Source organism: Klebsiella scottii (assembly GCF_036561945.1).
In the GTDB taxonomy this organism is placed as follows: Bacteria; Pseudomonadota; Gammaproteobacteria; order Enterobacterales; family Enterobacteriaceae; genus Klebsiella; species Klebsiella scottii.
The window spans coordinates 995,061-1,010,704 of the sequence record NZ_JARXNI010000020.1 but is presented as its reverse complement, the minus strand read 5'-3'; the positions used below and the strand labels follow the sequence as shown (position 1 = coordinate 1,010,704).

The 15,644-nt window shown below is 54.1% G+C and carries 8 protein-coding genes and 1 pseudogene; all 9 read right to left on the bottom strand.

Translation table 11 applies throughout. The annotated features are described in order from the left end of the window. Window positions 1-170 precede the first annotated feature (170 nt). The 9 genes and pseudogenes from tssA to tssH all read right to left on the bottom strand — a co-directional run bounded on the left by tssA (window position 171) and on the right by tssH (window position 15,504). Window positions 171-1,745 carry a type VI secretion system protein TssA gene (tssA, locus tag QFI97_RS12490; protein ID WP_346431290.1) on the bottom strand — a complete coding sequence of 525 codons (1,575 nt, stop codon included), beginning with the start codon at window positions 1,743-1,745 and terminating at the stop codon, window positions 171-173. Continuing rightward, window positions 1,745-5,146 carry an ImcF-related family protein gene (locus QFI97_RS12485; protein WP_346431289.1) on the bottom strand — a complete coding sequence of 1,134 codons (3,402 nt, stop codon included), beginning with the start codon at window positions 5,144-5,146 and terminating at the stop codon, window positions 1,745-1,747. The genes tssA and QFI97_RS12485 overlap by 1 nt, the downstream gene beginning before the upstream one ends. A 5-nt stretch (window positions 5,147-5,151) precedes the next feature. Then, entirely contained in the window at window positions 5,152-6,582 is a 1,431-nt protein-coding gene (locus tag QFI97_RS12480; protein ID WP_346431288.1) for a KPHS_23130 family T6SS system protein, read from the bottom strand. Then, window positions 6,582-6,845, bottom strand: a complete 264-nt coding sequence (locus QFI97_RS12475) for a PAAR domain-containing protein (protein ID WP_346431287.1) — start codon at window positions 6,843-6,845, stop codon at window positions 6,582-6,584. Before QFI97_RS12475 ends, QFI97_RS12480 begins: the two co-directional genes overlap by 1 nt. 522 nt (window positions 6,846-7,367) lie before the next feature. After that, window positions 7,368-7,475, bottom strand: a pseudogene (locus QFI97_RS12470) (type VI secretion system tip protein VgrG); the annotation flags it as partial. A 105-nt stretch (window positions 7,476-7,580) separates the two neighbouring features. Beyond that, window positions 7,581-9,563 carry a T6SS effector phospholipase Tle3 domain-containing protein gene (locus QFI97_RS12465; protein WP_346431285.1) on the bottom strand — a complete coding sequence of 661 codons (1,983 nt, stop codon included), beginning with the start codon at window positions 9,561-9,563 and terminating at the stop codon, window positions 7,581-7,583. Next, window positions 9,556-10,350: a T6SS immunity protein Tli3 family protein gene (locus QFI97_RS12460; RefSeq protein WP_346431284.1), complete on the bottom strand. Its 795-nt coding sequence runs from the start codon at window positions 10,348-10,350 to the stop codon at window positions 9,556-9,558. The genes QFI97_RS12465 and QFI97_RS12460 overlap by 8 nt, the downstream gene beginning before the upstream one ends. Window positions 10,351-10,366: 16 nt before the next feature. Then, complete coding sequence (locus tag QFI97_RS12455; protein WP_346431283.1) at window positions 10,367-12,856, bottom strand: type VI secretion system Vgr family protein; 2,490 nt, start codon at window positions 12,854-12,856, stop codon at window positions 10,367-10,369. Further along, window positions 12,853-15,504 carry a type VI secretion system ATPase TssH gene (tssH, locus tag QFI97_RS12450; protein WP_346431282.1) on the bottom strand — a complete coding sequence of 884 codons (2,652 nt, stop codon included), beginning with the start codon at window positions 15,502-15,504 and terminating at the stop codon, window positions 12,853-12,855. The genes QFI97_RS12455 and tssH overlap by 4 nt, the downstream gene beginning before the upstream one ends. Window positions 15,505-15,644: the final 140 nt, after the last annotated feature.

The window sequence follows — 15,644 nt, the reverse complement described above, 5'->3', positions numbered from 1 at the left end:
TTGATACCTGAATAATTTCACCCTCTTTAAACGCAACCCACCGGGTGCATTTTCAACGACCTTACCATTCAACACTTCATGTATTTAAACCGACACGAAACATGCACTATGCGTTGAAGAAAGGAGGGAGGAAGTTCTGCCATGTTAGTCCGTTCCTTCTGGTAAGAGGGTCAGTTGCAAAGCACCGCAGCCCGTGCAGGATCCAGAGAGATCAGCCCGGACAACAGAGCGTCCATTTCAGGCTGCAGCCGCGTTTTGTCGGCTTCACTGCGTCCGGCCTTACTTCGCAACAGTTTTAGCCTCCGGGCTTTAACTTCAAACGCCAACTCAGGCGCCCACTGTTCAAGAGTGAGCCCCCTGGCGCTGCCGTCGAGCTCACCCAACAGATGCAGGGCCATTTCGTTTTTCCCATACTGTTCACTTACCCGGGCCATCAACAGGCGCATCAGCCACTGGTTCCGGGAGGTGGTATAGCCCGGCTGAGCCTGCAGCCAGTTGAGCGCGGCTTCAATTCCGTCCTCGTCTGCTTTCGCCAGCACTTCTGGCTCCAGAGTCAGCACATCATGGCTGCCAGCGGTAACGGCTGATAGCGGTTCATCTTTCCATCCGGGTATGTCATCCAGTACGCTTTCGTTTATCCAGCTCAGGGTCACTTCATCAGCGAAAGATGTGCCGTCGCTGAAAGCCAGAACTTCCAGCCCCGGGAGACGGGTCAGCAAACCCTTAAGGTCACGGCAGATAATGTCTGCGCGCACGCTGTCGTTATCCAGCTTCATCAGCGCCTGACAGGTATACCACTGCACATCCAGCCACAGGTGATTGACGCCCTGCGCCAGTAAAGTGTCCGTATGCTCGAGCAGTTCAACCCAGCTTTTCTGAAGATACAGGCGTTTGAGGTGCGCTTTATTATCTGGCTTCGGTGGTTCCAGACGGGTGCGCCCGGAAGCATCCAGAGGCGGGAGCTCCATCAGCGTATCCCAACGCACACTTTTTAGCAGATGGTGTCCGGCCAGCCAGCCTCCCGGCCGATCGCGAAGATATTTCGCCAGCACTTTGGTCTGATCGAGCAAATCTCGTCCCGACGTGACGGCGTTCATCACCGGCGCTGACGGGGCAATCGCGCCCTCTTCCCGGCTGGTTTGTGGCACCAGACTATTGGCACCGCCGTTCTGTACCAGTCGGTTATCCAGGGCCTGATACAGCCTCCCAAGATCCGGGCGGGCATCTTCATCAAACTTCTGCAAAGACCGTTCAGACAGCAACAGAGCCGCGCCAATGCGCTGCATGATAGCCATATCAACCTCAGGATACAGCGACAGGCTATTTGTCACGCGACTGCTGCCCAGCCATTCCAGGGCAGCTTTACGGCTGCGATCGCGAAGAGGATGCAGCCGGCGGCCAAACCGCTCCAGCATCGAGGCCATCAGCTCAAGTCCCTGCGAAAACCCAGGCTCACCATCCTGATGCAGGCGCGCCCAAACGTAAAAGGTGATAACGCGTAAATCCTTACTGACGCCGGTCAGCAGCCTTTCCGCCAGTTGGCAAATCAGGCCGGTATCAACGCCGGAAAGCTTGTTGACCTCTTCGCGGATGCGCTGAAAATCATCGTCGTATCCAGGATCCTCTCCGGTTGGCTCATTGTCGCTAATCGGCTTCAGCCAGCGCTCCCAGTCAGCACTGCGCGACCGGGCAAGGCTCAGGAGCGTCTTTTCATCAACGTGAAGTACATTTTGTAATGTCGTCATTATTCCATTCCATCCATGGCTGCATTATTCGAATCAGCCAGAACCAGAGAGGTTGCAGAGGCATCCACGCTGAATATCTGCTCTGGCAGGCTGAAGTTGCGTAACGCCAGCAGCGCCAGCGGGCCATTACCCAGCTGGGAGCGCAGTACCCATTGCAGGGTGCGTCCGTCCGGGGCGGTAAAACTCATCATCCACTGACTGCCGTCGAGCCGCTGACGTTTGCCCTGATCCAGCCAGCGAATAAAGCCCCAGCTGCCGCTATAATCACCGAACAGACGCGCTCCGGCGCTGGTAGAGGTCCACGTCAGCATGGTTCCGGGTTTGAAGGTGTCCCCGGGCCAGCGGAAAGAGTGCCAGTCGGCCATCTGGTTGAAGTAGTGCAATTTCTGCCCGTCAATGGTCAGCCGGGTTTCCACCACCTGAGATGCGGGTCGTGCCTGCAGTTCAAAACTTATTCCCTGGCTACCGTCGGTAAACAGAATGTCTGACAGCTGGCTAAGCTGGTTGACCGCCCGCAGAAACGCCGGGTTGAACGTCAACCCCTGGCCGTTTACCGTATCCGGCACCCACCGGCTGCCCTCTTTATGCAGTACGCCGTTAAGTTCGGTGGTCAGAAACCGGTCAATACGTCCGCTGTCCTTGCGGATAAATTCAGCCAGCATCGGCAGCGAGGCATCGCTTTTGCTGACCGCAAACGGGAAGCGACCATCAAAGGCCGTATGCCAGTTCGCCACAACAGAGCGGCTCCAGCGGTCGTTAAGGCTGGCGGCTGAGGGCTGCAGGACCGTTTCCCATGCCTGGGTCAGCGGTTGTACAAACATCGTGCTGCCAAATCCGCTCCACTCCTCGCCGAGGCTTGCGGAAATCAGGCTGCCGTACTGCTGGGTGTCAGTCAGGTCCACGCTTTTGCCCTGGAAAACCGTCTGCGCCAGGGTCTGCATCATCTCCTGCGGATCGGTAGCGCTCGCCACCTGTTGCAGGCGTAAACGCACTCGGGTAATTCGCGTGAGATAAGTTTGCAGGCTCAGGGTGCTGTCGGCAGACATCACATTGCCGCCCTTGCTTTTGCCCATCAGCGTCAGCAGCGGGCCAAAGGTTTCATCCAGTGGCCCCTGTGGGCCTGACGCTGACTGGTCAATTATGGGCTTGTCTTTCCCGCTCATCAGGTCTTTCGCGGATTTGATGATAGAGTCCGAAAGGCCTTCGCTCCGTTCTCCGGTTTGCCCCTGCCAGGCGATTGTGTTCATCAGGGCAATCAGCGGTGACTGGCGCACATCACTCATCAGCGTCAGCTGGTCGGTGACGTCGGCAATGCTGTTGGCAGGATTCCAGTGGAGACTGTTGAAGAAGTTCAGCCAGCTGCTGGCAAAGTCGGTGAAATAGCGCCGGGTCAGACGCGCTTTCAGCGCTTCCGGCGACAGGTCGGCCGAGACTGTCTTGCGGGAATCGCTCAGCACCCAGTCGATTTCATCGCGACGGGAACTGGCCGCCCTCTCGATGGCCTGCTGAATGCCCCCTTCCCATGCCTGACGGGTGAACATCCCCGGCACCACTTCATCAGTGGTAAACAGGCGACGGGCATCGGTACCGCTGGTCATCTCTTCCAGAGAAACATCGGCAAAATTACGACGCACCGATTTGAGCATGTTTTCATACAGCGTGCTTTCGGCGTTGCGCCGTCCAATCCGCTGCAACAGCACCTGACGGCTCTGGCCGATCAGCTGCGCATTCGGCGTTATTTTCCACTGTGGCTGCTGTGGCAGTTCAGTTATGTAGAATGCCCACAGATCCGGAGACAGGCTCTGCCACAGGCCGGTGGAGATGCCTGTCCGGGTCGGCTGCACGGCTTTCATGGTCTGCGCGTAGAACGCGCCATCGGCTTTATCCGGGCGGGCCATCATCAGCCAGGCTTTAAGCTGGTTATAGCCCGGTTTCGCCAACTGGGCACGCTGGTCGCTGCCAGGCGACGAGTTCACCAACGCGCTGAGTTTCTGCGTCAGGGCAGCATTAGCCGGATCGCGTATCAGGCGATTATTTACCACGCCATACCACGGCAGCATCGCGTCGAGAAGCGGCTGGTTATGGTCCAGACCAAAGCGCTGATACCAGGGCGCTCCCTCCCGGACATGATGCAGCAGGCGACCGGTGTCATTACGCAAAGTATGCAGAGCCGTCAGCTGATAATCCGATATGGAGGGGTGTTCCACCAGGGCGTGCGCTTTATCGGCCACAGAAGAAATCTGTTGCCAGTTAAGCGCAAAGGAGAGCAGCAGCCCGATTCCCCACACGCCAATGACAGCCATGACGGCCCAGGCCAGCGTCCGCTCCCATGCCATACCGACACGACGGCCACGCACGCGGGTACAGTCATCCACAATGCCCTGCCAGGTTAACGGCAGGGTCAGCGCATGGCGCTGTGACTCAGGGATAAATGTCTCAGCACCGGCTGTTTCCTCTGACGTATCGACAGGTTTATACCCTGGCAGACTGAACATCAGGCCACGCAGCGGAACGCGTTGCTGGGAGGCGGCCAGCCATGGCAGCAGTTGCTGAGCCCAGCTAGCGATGCCACCATCTTTAAGGTACTGGCCCAGGCGCAGCAGGAAGTCGTGACTGTTGTTTTCCGCGATCTGGCTCACTCCCTGCGTTCGCAGGGACGACAGCATCAGCTTGAGCTGACGGGCAATATCATCAGCTTTTGCACGCAGCGGGAACATTGCCCCGACCGCCTGCTCAGTGCGCGTTGTCTGCGCCCATTTGCTGTCACACAACTGCCACAGCCAGACAGGTGCTGAGTAATGCAGCAATTCACTGATTTTTTCCAGCCCGCGAAGGTCGCTGTCACTGATTTGCGGGGTCAGGTTAAGCAACTGAGGCATGACCCGGACAATCCCGTCCAGAGGACGACCCCGGCGCAGTTTACGCAGCGCGGTGTATTTTTCCTTATCGGGCTCAGCAGTCAGACTGCCACCGTAAATAAGAACGGTACGGTTGCCTTCAAGCCACTGGTTTTCCTGCAGGCCTGGAACCAGCAGTTCGATTGCCGCCTCATCGCCGGTGACCAGCAGCAGACGAACCTTGCGCCGCCAGAACGACGAGTAACGTCTTCTGAGATATTTGCTTAGTGCAGTAAAATCATAATGATCCGGCGATTTTTCTTGAGCGTGATTATTTTCGCCATCAGGCGTAACGGGAGAAGGATTTTGCTGCCTGAACAACGTAAAAAAGACCATGGTGCACAGCGCGGCAGTGAGAGTGATAAAACCAGACAGCACATACCAGAAATTATCGTCACTATTGTCAGAGGGCAACTGCGTTGTCTGTGCAAGAACAAAGAGCACCATCAGCAGAACTGCCACAATGAGTAATCCAGCTCCCAGGGGCTTTGAAACCTTTTTCATACCGGTTATTCCTTTCCGGAGTGTCGTGCAACCCTGATAAATCCTGGGCGCTGAAGACGGGCTGTAATTCGTTTCAGCAAAATGGCCAGCCCAGGCAATGTCACTATCAGTGACAGCAGAAGAAGAGTTACCCCCAACCAGGAGAATGCAGTTGATGGGAAGTAATGGATCATCAGGCTGTACAGCCCGACATTCAGCAGCAATGCCATCAGAACAGAGCCCCCGGGAAAGGGTGGCTGAATAACGAAATGATCGTGCCCGACTGCGGGGGCGGCGTTTCCGAGCGTCACTGCCCAGGCATCAGTCTCACCTTCAAGAAAAAGCCACTGGCAGGCAGGGTCGTAAGCAGCCATCTCAGCCGCAGCCCCAATCATTGCCCAGCCAGCAAGACCGCCATACCGAACGCATGCACTGTCATAATCAATGACACCGCCAGTACCAATGCCATCGTACAGAGCAACCGACAGGTCATTCAGTGCCCTGCCCACTGACTGCCGTGGCGCATCTGACAGTCCGCTGTGCCAAACAAGGTGCTTCTTGCTGGCAGGTGTGAGGGCCATATCCCGTAATTCACTGAGTTCAGTTACAAGCACACGGGTGTCGAGCGGCATCGCCCGGAAAAGGCGTAACGCATTTTTTTGTTCGCCCGGATTTAACATCGACGGAGGCATCAAAAATAATGCGCTGGCAAATTCAGGCAGAACATCATCGGGTAGCCGATAGTGCATCGCCAGCACCAGTACGGCTCTCTTTGTGGACCCGAAAAACTGATTCCAGTCATCAAAGGATGAGTCACCGTCCTGAAAATGAATCTCGACTTTCCAGGGGGGAGATCCTGCTGTCCAGATACGATGGAATGACTGAGATTCACGGTCTTTGTCGCTACCGTTGGTCTGAACAATAATCTGGAGTGTGCCGGAAGGATATCGCCGCCGAATCGAAGGCATTATCTGAGCAGTGAGATGGCGAAGTAGCTGCTCAAAACGTGAAATTCCGGGCGTAAAGGGGTCGTCCGGCAACAGCGTTAAAGGCAGTGTATCCGCACTATCCCCTTCCTGTGTATGTGCAAGACGAGACAGCAATCCCGGATCTGCAGCAATGAAAGCATGGCTGAGAATGACAAGATGTTGATGCGCGCGCCTGCGCCACATCAGACGCATGCTCCGGCACCACTCATTCCAGTTCCAGACACGGATTGCCAGCGTTTCCCACCAGAAGCTGTAAACCGCGATGGTTGCCGAAATGCCCGCAAATGTCCAGGCCGTCAGTGGTAGCCAGGCCCCACTGCTCAATGAAGGTAACCCTGTCGTCGGTGATTTCAGTACAGCAACAAGTAACCCAATGAAAAGCCCGAGAAAAATAATCAACAGGCAAACCCACGATGACCAGGATGGTGCCTGCTCTTTTTCAGGCACCTCCGGAAGAGACCAACCCATCAACCAACCTCCATATCCTGCATGCTTGCGATAATGCTCGCACCGCACTGCGTCTTGCAGCCATGTAATACAATACCTCGGCTATTTTCTTCATACGCAGAAACATCGCACTCAATGATTTTACTTGTGCCATGCTCGGGGCAGGACACTGTGTCATTTAAAAGCGCAGCATACTTCCCTGAGATATCGAAACTGGATGAGGCTGATGTGACTTTACCGCCATGCGTAGTGGCATCTCCTAAAACGACGACATATTTACCCATTTGTTATCTCTTTATGTTGAAGTGTTACTTTAAATAAAATCAATAGAAATAACTTACCCCAAAAAGGCTTTATGGCAGGCTAGTCATAATAAAATACCCGCCCACTATCGCAAGAGAAACAACAATACAAAACTGACCTTTATTAGTTTTATAATTAACAAGCCCATACACAGCACAACCAATGCAGACGAGCCCTAACACTAACATTATAGCTATAACAAAATAAAGCATCCCAATATTAATTGGTGCAAACATCAGCATCTCCATATAAATAAAATTCAATATCCATTACGAATAATGGCCAAAACCCATTAACTAACGCCACCAGACATAAATATCAGAAAAAACCTTGTAAACCACTCAGAATCAAAAATCACTCTTCAACAATTAAACTTGTAGGTTAATGATTGCATAGACATTCCCTGCATCATTTTTTGGCATTGATACTGGTCATTTCATCAGACTTTCTATCAATTACATATTTTGCAATATCTGTTCCGATTATTGTGAGCATTGTAAGAATAGCCAGTCAGCACCTTCAAACGCCAGTACATCCAGCTCTGATTCACACCCTTTCACCGCCAGCAGGTGGTGGTTATGGCTGAATCTTATCGGAGGGTTGTTGCTCATGCCTTCTCTCCTGGTGCACAATCAAACTCTGATGTAATTCCATCTTTAATTCATCCCTTGTTAATCCCTTCTCCTAAATCAGAATGTATAAGCACATTGATATTATTATCTGATATCGAGTCGCGATAGCTCACTGGCCCTTTTTTCAACCGCGTCACTGGCAATATTTCTTCTGATAACGTTTGGCATTGCCGGAATATCTAATTTGCCTGACCAGTAATAGTCATCACTTTCCAGCCAGTCAGCCTGGTAGCGTAATTCAGCAAGACTTTCTCTGTCCCAGGAATGCCAGCAATAGCCAACTGGCACGTCATAAGCAACGACCCTACTCATGAAACGTTCATCCATCGGTAACGTACTGTGATCTGTCGGTCGCTGAACATAAGTACGAATATCTTCCAGCATTTCAGCTCTCGATTCTTTTTCATATCTGTTACGATCCTCTTTTGAACCGGGCCCCGGCAATTGAATTCCTGAAGGTTCTTTAAGTTTCATTTTCTGATCAAAATAGCCGTAGAGCGATATGTAATAGCGATAATCGACATCAATGGGGGCATTCCTGTCGGCATCAGTTTGTCCGTAGCCAAAGCCTGTCGAACCGGATTGCTTATCCCTGCTGCGATAATCCTGGTCAAAATCCTTTAATTCTTCAGCAGACAAGGGGTCAGGCACAAGAGGCGCATTAATCGTCAGCTTTTGCTCTTTTACCGGCGCGGGCCAGGTCATCTTCTGCATTAGGGTTGTGGTGCTGTCCCAGAATGGTTTCCCATCATCAAGATCGCTAAAGTGGGTCTGCGTGCTGGGTTCAACGCCGCATGGCGTGTTCCGCCCGAGCATACGCACGTACAGCGTGTCTCCCGCTGCCTTAAACAGGGGATGGGGTTCTGTAAAACGGCTGGTTTCCGTATTGGGCAGGCCCTGCCATCCAATACTGCGTAAAGGGGCAGAGCCCATTACCCGGTCGTGAGGGTTGCAGTAAATCCAGGTTGTTCCATGGTTATCACGCTCTGGCACACCACCGTGCGTTTTCCCGGCCGGTGACCAACTTTCACCATCACTGCTGGCTCCTGCAAGTAATCTTTCACACCCTTGCTTTTGTAAACGTGTTTTATTTTCAGCCACTTTTTTTACAATATCGGCAAATGTCGCTTCTCTGGCCTCTTTGCTGATGATTTCATTCATGGGATACGAAATATAGGTTGTCATTTCATTATCCAGCGCATAGGGCGAATTCATCACAAACAGTGCATCCGGCGCTTCGATTGCAGCAGCGGCTAAGGCAACCATCGTTCCCTGACTGTGGGACAGCACCGTCACTGTATCCTCGGGATGTTTATCACGAATGGTTTTAATGAGCTTTGCCAGACGGCCTGCTGCATGAGCATAATAATGACGTGGAGGTGCGGCTGTCAGAAGCCTGTCACGTTCTCCGTTCAATAGCTGAGTGCTGAATGGCACCGGAATGTCCAGCGCTGACGGCCAGTTATCAAACCCTTTTTCGCTCCAAAGACTGACTAACTGATTACAACCGTTCTGGAAAGGGCCACCTCCCCAGTAAAAAGGGCCTTTGCTTTTTCGTTGTTCAGGCGTCAGGTCGTAATAATTATCTCCCTGCTTATTTTTAAGCGGAATGGCATATTTATCGGTTTCATTATCAGCGGCACGATAGCCCCAGTAAAACCGAATGACGGGAGAACGGCCTTCTTCTTTGATTTCCCTGGGCGGAGGAACCCATTTCTGTTTCTTCTCATCATACATATCACTATAACATCCTCTCCATTCAGGACTATTTTTATCACAGGGTTCCCAGTAGCCTTCGGCATATTGATTTTCTACAAGAACATGCTCACCATTAAGGCCCAACCGCTGATTTAATCCCTCACATAATGATTTTTCAGCGTCATTATACCACTCACCTTCCGAGTTAACTCCATGTACAAAGATAACTAATCCAGGCAATTGTAATGGCGGCTGAACTTCAGCATTCACATGAATATTTTTATGCGAGGTTATTGAATGAGCAAACGGCGTCCCGTTATCTGTCATCTGAACATCGACTTTCCGTGTGGGAGATGTTTGATTATTCATCTGAAATCCTTCCTGTGGGTTGTACTGGTTCCAACTGCCGATCACACTGCATTTCACCCTCTCCTTTTTTTGGGTAAAACTTTGACATATCTATTTTAAAAAAGCCCCCAACAGGTTTTTCTTCTCCAGGCCTGAGTAAACTATATTCATCCTCAGATTTAACCACACCCAGCCAGTTTTCTTTATCAAGATCCCATCTATCTACAACAGGGTATACTCTTCCCTTTCCCCGATAATAAATCAGATAAAAACTGTCATTAGTCACCAGCATATCGTAGTCTTTTGTGTCACCATTAGGATCCTGTGTATTTGATCCGTAAGTCACTGAGTGCACGGTTTTCCCACCATCGGTTGTCACCGAAACAACATTCAGGCACCCTTTATCCGATCCCTTACATGCTGCCTTATTATCATTTGCTGTGATTGGAAAGGCTAAATAGTCATCCCGGTTTGATAGCCAGAACAGCCGTCCTTTAAATAAATAACCTGATGAGGGTGCTATCTGTGTATGAATTCCTTTAGCCTTGTTGTTATAAAACGTTTTCCCGTTTTCGCAGCGGGTATACTCTTCCAGCGTAAAGTAACGTTCTTTATCAATGCGATAAATTATCTGCGGCGGACCATAAACCTCAGGCTGCTGTTTTTTCTTTTCCGGCTCTTTCTGCGTATTATTCATTGCAGAAAAAGGATTCACAAAGGCAACACCTCCACCATAAGGTCCGGCCACACAACCACTCAGAACAAACACACCAGATATAAAGCACATCCGCATAATCAGATTAATCATGGCCCTATTCCTTTCTTTATTTTTTCAACACTATTTTTAGTCCATCAACTGCCTGTGAGGTAATCGATGACGAATTTCCTGAAGCATCAGTTATACCTGAAAGGATTTTTCCATCTGGCATATGAATGTCATAGTTCTGATTTGCGAGAGGCTTTCCTGATACGGGATGAGTAATAACAAATTTCTCATCAAACGTTGATGGCTCAAACGACTTCATCACACCCTGCATACTGCCGGAGCCGGCCTTCTTTATTCCCGCATTCTTTATAAGCAGTTTGCCAGGCCCACCAATCTCAACATTCCCGCCTTTGATTTTGATATAACCACCGCCGCATATCAGCGTCAGTTCATCCTGGGCTGTAACGACCAGATTCTTGCCACTCGAAATATGTGTGTCCTGTGTGGACCAGGTGGTGATATCTCCGCCCTGAGCCTGAATATCAATATCATTTTGAGAGCTGAACAGTTTTGCCCCTTCACGGCTGTACAGGCTGAGTTGCTTACCCGCGGCCAGAGTGAAGTCTTTCTGCGCTCCCACATCAAGCTGTTTTCCTGCTGTCAGCGTCAGATTATCGCTGGCCGATAGCTGCATATCTTCACCACTCACCAGCGCCATGCCTTTTGGCGCACTGCCTAAGATAACCTCTTCATGCAGTTGTTCTATTTTCTGCTTCAGGAGTTTTTGCTGACGACCGACATCCGCCGCCAGCGCATGAGCCTGCTGCGCGCTGGCCGCCAGAGACTGCATTTCCACTAAGGCGACGGAAAGCCTTGCCAGCGCCGCCCCCATCTCCAGCACCTGCCCTTGCGCCTTCGCCTGCCCGTCGGCGCTGATAAATATCCCTTTCTGCGCCCGGATGGCGCCCCAGCTGTCTGTCCTCAGCTCAAATCCCTCGCCGCGCTTCTGCTTTTCGCTGTCGACAAGATGGCCGAGATTCAGCTGGCTCTTGCCGCCGTACTCCGTCGAGACCTTGATATGTTCTTTTCCGCGCTCATCGTCGAGGCGGATTTTATTATTCGCAGACGTCCGCAGGACGTTGCGTTTGTAGTTGCGAATGGTGACGTGGTCGCCGTGGGTCGAGTCGTGCAGCACGCCGGAGATATACGGCCGGTCCGGGTTGCCGTCCTCAAATCCAATTGCCACTTCGGTGCCCGCCAGCAGCGGCAGGTGCAGGCCGTAAGTGTCGCCTGCATACGGGCGGGACTGACGCACCCACAGGCTTTCAAACCCGGTCTCCCAGCTATCGCGGTCGAACAGCATATTCACCCGATAGCGGCCATCTTTATCGATATGGCCGTAGATATCATTTTCACTGGTGCTGGTTACGCGTGCGGGCAGCGTGCCCGCCATCACCGGCCGCGTGCCGGGCTCCGGGCGAAAACCAAAATCACTGCTGTCCGGGATACCGCTGAAGTGCAGCTCAAAATCCCGATCGCGACGGGCGAAGCTGGCGATCGCGGTTATCACCACGCCCTGGCTGAACGTCTCCGCCACTTCATAGCCACCGGTGACCTTCAGCACCTGACCCGGAGAGAGCGTCGGGCAGCTGGTAATAGCCAAGGCCTGCGTCTGGCCGTTCAGATAGCGTTCATGGCGGATACGGGCGTAAAACGCCCCGGACTCCGGGTCCGGGCTGCGGTCGAACGTACTACCTTGCGTCAGGTAGTTATCAGCATAGTGATACGCATCGCCGTAGGTGGTCGTATCCCCGCTGGTGGCATCCACCTGCGCATTCATATCCTCATTAGCCTGACGGTAGTTGTAGTCGCGGGTGCTGACCTGCTGCTGCACCACGTTGTGATGACATTCCATCCCCCAGACCGAGTCCACCCCTTTCGAATGCTGGCCCGACAGCGGTACCGATGGCAACGTCAGGCCTTTCTCGTAGCCCTGCTGGCTGTCGTAAAACGCCACCACGTCGATGTTCAGGCGCGTGTCGGCGGTAAAGCGAAACCAGATCCCCACCTCCCCCAGCAGGCGGGTGATAAAGTGCAGGTCATCTTCGCCGTACTGCATCACCTGCTCCCGGCGCGGGTACTCTTTACTCAGTGAAAACAGAAAGTCCTGGCCTTTGAAGTTATGCCGTTCACGCAGGATTTTCTCCACGATCTGTGGGACCGACATGTCCTGATAAATAGCGTTCTGGCGTGAACGAGAGAGCAGCGCCAGACGCGGCTGGAGCGTCAGCGCATAGTGGGTTTCATCCGCCGAGGTACCGAGCCGCTCGAGTCCGCTGACCACGCCCTGAATCACCCGCACCGGCTGCTGCAGCTTAATACCAAAACCCTGATCCACCGGGGCCTGCAGCGTCAGAGAACCGGCCTTCATCAGCATCATCTCTTTGCTGATGGCATGCTCGGCGCTGGTGAACTCAATGCGATAGCTGAACGGTCTGCTCAGGGCTTCCTCGCCTTCAAAGGCCAGCACGTCCAGCGCGGGCTTACATCCTTTAATCGCCAGCTGGTGGTGGTTATGGCTGAATCTGATTTTTGGATTTGTACTCATGATGCCTCTCCTCTGGCTCCGCTGAACTCCAGTGCAATACCGCCATCCTCACTCCAGCCTAACGTCAGCGATGTTGGCTTCTGCTTCGCCGCCATATGAGCCAGCAGTTGCTGGCTCAGCACCGGCAAAATCTGCTGATTGAGCAGGCTGTCAATGTTGCGCGCACCGGTATCCGGCAGCAGGCAGGCCGCGGTAAGCGCGTCATACAGGCTCTCGCCGATATGAGTTTCCAGGCCGTAGTGGCGCTGCAACCGCTGGCTTACCTGCTTAAGCTTCAATTCCACAATGGTGCGCATTGCAGGCTCGCTCAGAGGGCGATAAATCACCGTCTGAAAGCAGGCCAGCAGCGCTGGCTGGAAATGGTCGCGCAAAATGGGGCGCAGCAGTTCATGTAAATCGACTTCGGTAGCTTCCGGCCGTTCGTCCAGCAGCTGCATGATAGGGTCGCCGCCGAGGTTAGATGTCATCAGAATCACGGTGTTGCGAAAGTCGATTTCGCGCCCTTCGCCGTCGCGCATAAAGCCGCGGTCGAACACCTGATAGAACAGATTCATCACGTCGCGGTGGGCTTTCTCCACCTCATCGAGCAGCACCACGCTGTACGGGCGCTTGCGTACCGCTTCGGTCAGAATGCCGCCCTGGCCGTAGCCCACGTATCCCGGGGGCGACCCCTTCAGTTGGGAAACGGTGTGCGGCTCCTGGTATTCGGACAAATTGAGAGTGATAAGGGATTTTTCGCCGCCGTACAGCGCGTCCGCCAGCGCTAGCGCGGTCTCGGTTTTGCCAACGCCGCTGGGGCCCACCAGCAGGTATACGCCCTGCGGACCGTTTTCAGACGTCAGCCCGGTTTTGGCGGCCCGCAGGCGTCGGGCGATGGCGTTGAGGGCCGCACTCTGCCCCACCACGCGTTTACCGATTTCGCCTTCAAGATTCAGCAGTTCGGTCTGCTCGTCCTTCATCAGCGAGGAGAGCGGGACGCCGGTCCAGTCGGCAATCACGTTAGCGACGGTGCGAACATCCACATCAACCGAAAGCAGCGGACTGCTTTGCTGAATGTCCTGCAGCCGCTGCTGCAGTTCGCGTGTCTCACCCTGACGGGAGATATCCTGACGGCTCTCCAGCAGTTGCTCCGTAAGCATGAGCTCCTGGCCGTACCGGGTTTCCCGCTCATCAAGTTCGACAATCAGGCGCACCTCTTCCTGCTCAATCATGATCAGGCGTTCACCATCAGCGAGATTCCCGACGGCTATATCCTCCAGCAGCGCCTGTTTTTCCATCTCCAGCGCGGTGAGCTTCATGCGGATACGGGTAAATTGCTCCGGTAGGATATCGAGGCTCATACGCACGCGGGCGCTCGCGGTATCCAGCAGATCGACCGCTTTGTCCGGCAGCTGGCGGCCGGTCAGATAGCGCCGCGACAGGGTGACCGCAGCGCGTACCGCGTCATCGGTAATGTGGACGTTGTGATGTTCGGCATAGCGGGATTTCAGGCCGCGCAGCATCAGGCAGGCGGTTTCGTCATCCGGTTCATCGACTTTCACCATCTGGAAACGGCGCTCGAGCGCGGCATCGCGCTCAAAATACTGTTTGTATTCGCTCCATGTCGTGGCGGCGATGGTGCGCAGCTCCCCCCTCGCCAGCGCGGGCTTGAGCAGATTGGCCGCATCGGCGCCGCCTGCCTGATTGCCGGCGCCGATAATAGTGTGCGCTTCGTCGATAAACAGTAGAACGGGCGTCGGCGACTGCTGCACCGCATCGATAACGTTTTTCAGCCGCTGTTCGAATTCACCTTTGACGCCCGCCCCCGCCTGCAGCAGGCCGAGGTCGAGAGTGTGCAGGCTGACGGCTTTCAGCGACTCCGGTACATTACCTTCGGCGATGCGCAGCCCCAGGCCTTCCACCAGGGCCGTTTTGCCGACGCCCGGTTCGCCGACCAGGATCGGGTTATTCTTGCGGCGTCTGGAGAGAATATCCACCATCTGGCGGATTTCCGTATCGCGACCAAATACCGGATCGATGCCGCCTTCGCGCGCTTTGGCGGTGACGTCGAGGGTATATTTATCCAACGCATTTTGTAGCGCCGGATTAAGCTCACCTTCTTTTATCCCGGCACCGACCGGGCGACCAACAAACTGCACCTCCCTGCCGTTCTGCGCCAGCTCCGCGTCCTGCTGGGCTTCCGGGCGTTCGTCGGACTGCGTATCGAGCAGCGGGCGCAGGCGCTGCAGCTGGCTCTGTCCCAGCGTCAGCAGCGGCCACAGGCCGTCGCAGCGTGCCATCTTAGGCTTATCGACCAGCGCCATCAGCAGATGCACGCCGCGAATGCGTTCTTCACCGGCCAGCGAGGCCCGCATCCAGGCTTCGCGCATCAGGGTCTGGGTGCTCTCTGCCAGCTGTGGGCGGCTGCGTACCGAGCGCGGCTGCGCATCCAGCCAGCCGAGCAAATCCTGCCACAGAGCGTCCATATCCCATTCATAGCGACGCGCCAGTACGATGAGGTCACCCTCGCCCTGCTCCAGCAGCTTCAGCAGCCAGTGCTCCGGCAGAATTTCAGCATGCGCTCGCGTGAGGCACAGGGAGGCGGCCCCTTCCAGCGCACGGGCGCAGTAGGGGTTGAGACGTCGCAGGAGGATTGCCGGATTTTCCATGTTCTTGAACTCGCTGTCTGGGGACCTTCGGGCACGCTACCGCCCATCGCTTTTCCTTGTCGTAAGGAACCTAAAGCGCATCAGGTCAGATTTCTCGTTTACGGGATGTTTTACTCAGTACCCGTCGGGCAGATACTCAG

Coding starts and splice junctions, on each gene's coding strand:
- tssA (WP_346431290.1), bottom strand. CDS start 1,745: ATGACGACATTACAAAATGTACTTCACGTTGATGAAAAGACGCTCCTG.
- QFI97_RS12485 (WP_346431289.1), bottom strand. CDS start 5,146: ATGAAAAAGGTTTCAAAGCCCCTGGGAGCTGGATTACTCATTGTGGCA.
- QFI97_RS12480 (WP_346431288.1), bottom strand. CDS start 6,582: ATGGGTTGGTCTCTTCCGGAGGTGCCTGAAAAAGAGCAGGCACCATCC.
- QFI97_RS12475 (WP_346431287.1), bottom strand. CDS start 6,845: ATGGGTAAATATGTCGTCGTTTTAGGAGATGCCACTACGCATGGCGGT.
- QFI97_RS12465 (WP_346431285.1), bottom strand. CDS start 9,563: ATGAATAATCAAACATCTCCCACACGGAAAGTCGATGTTCAGATGACA.
- QFI97_RS12460 (WP_346431284.1), bottom strand. CDS start 10,350: ATGATTAATCTGATTATGCGGATGTGCTTTATATCTGGTGTGTTTGTT.
- QFI97_RS12455 (WP_346431283.1), bottom strand. CDS start 12,856: ATGAGTACAAATCCAAAAATCAGATTCAGCCATAACCACCACCAGCTG.
- tssH (WP_346431282.1), bottom strand. CDS start 15,504: ATGGAAAATCCGGCAATCCTCCTGCGACGTCTCAACCCCTACTGCGCC.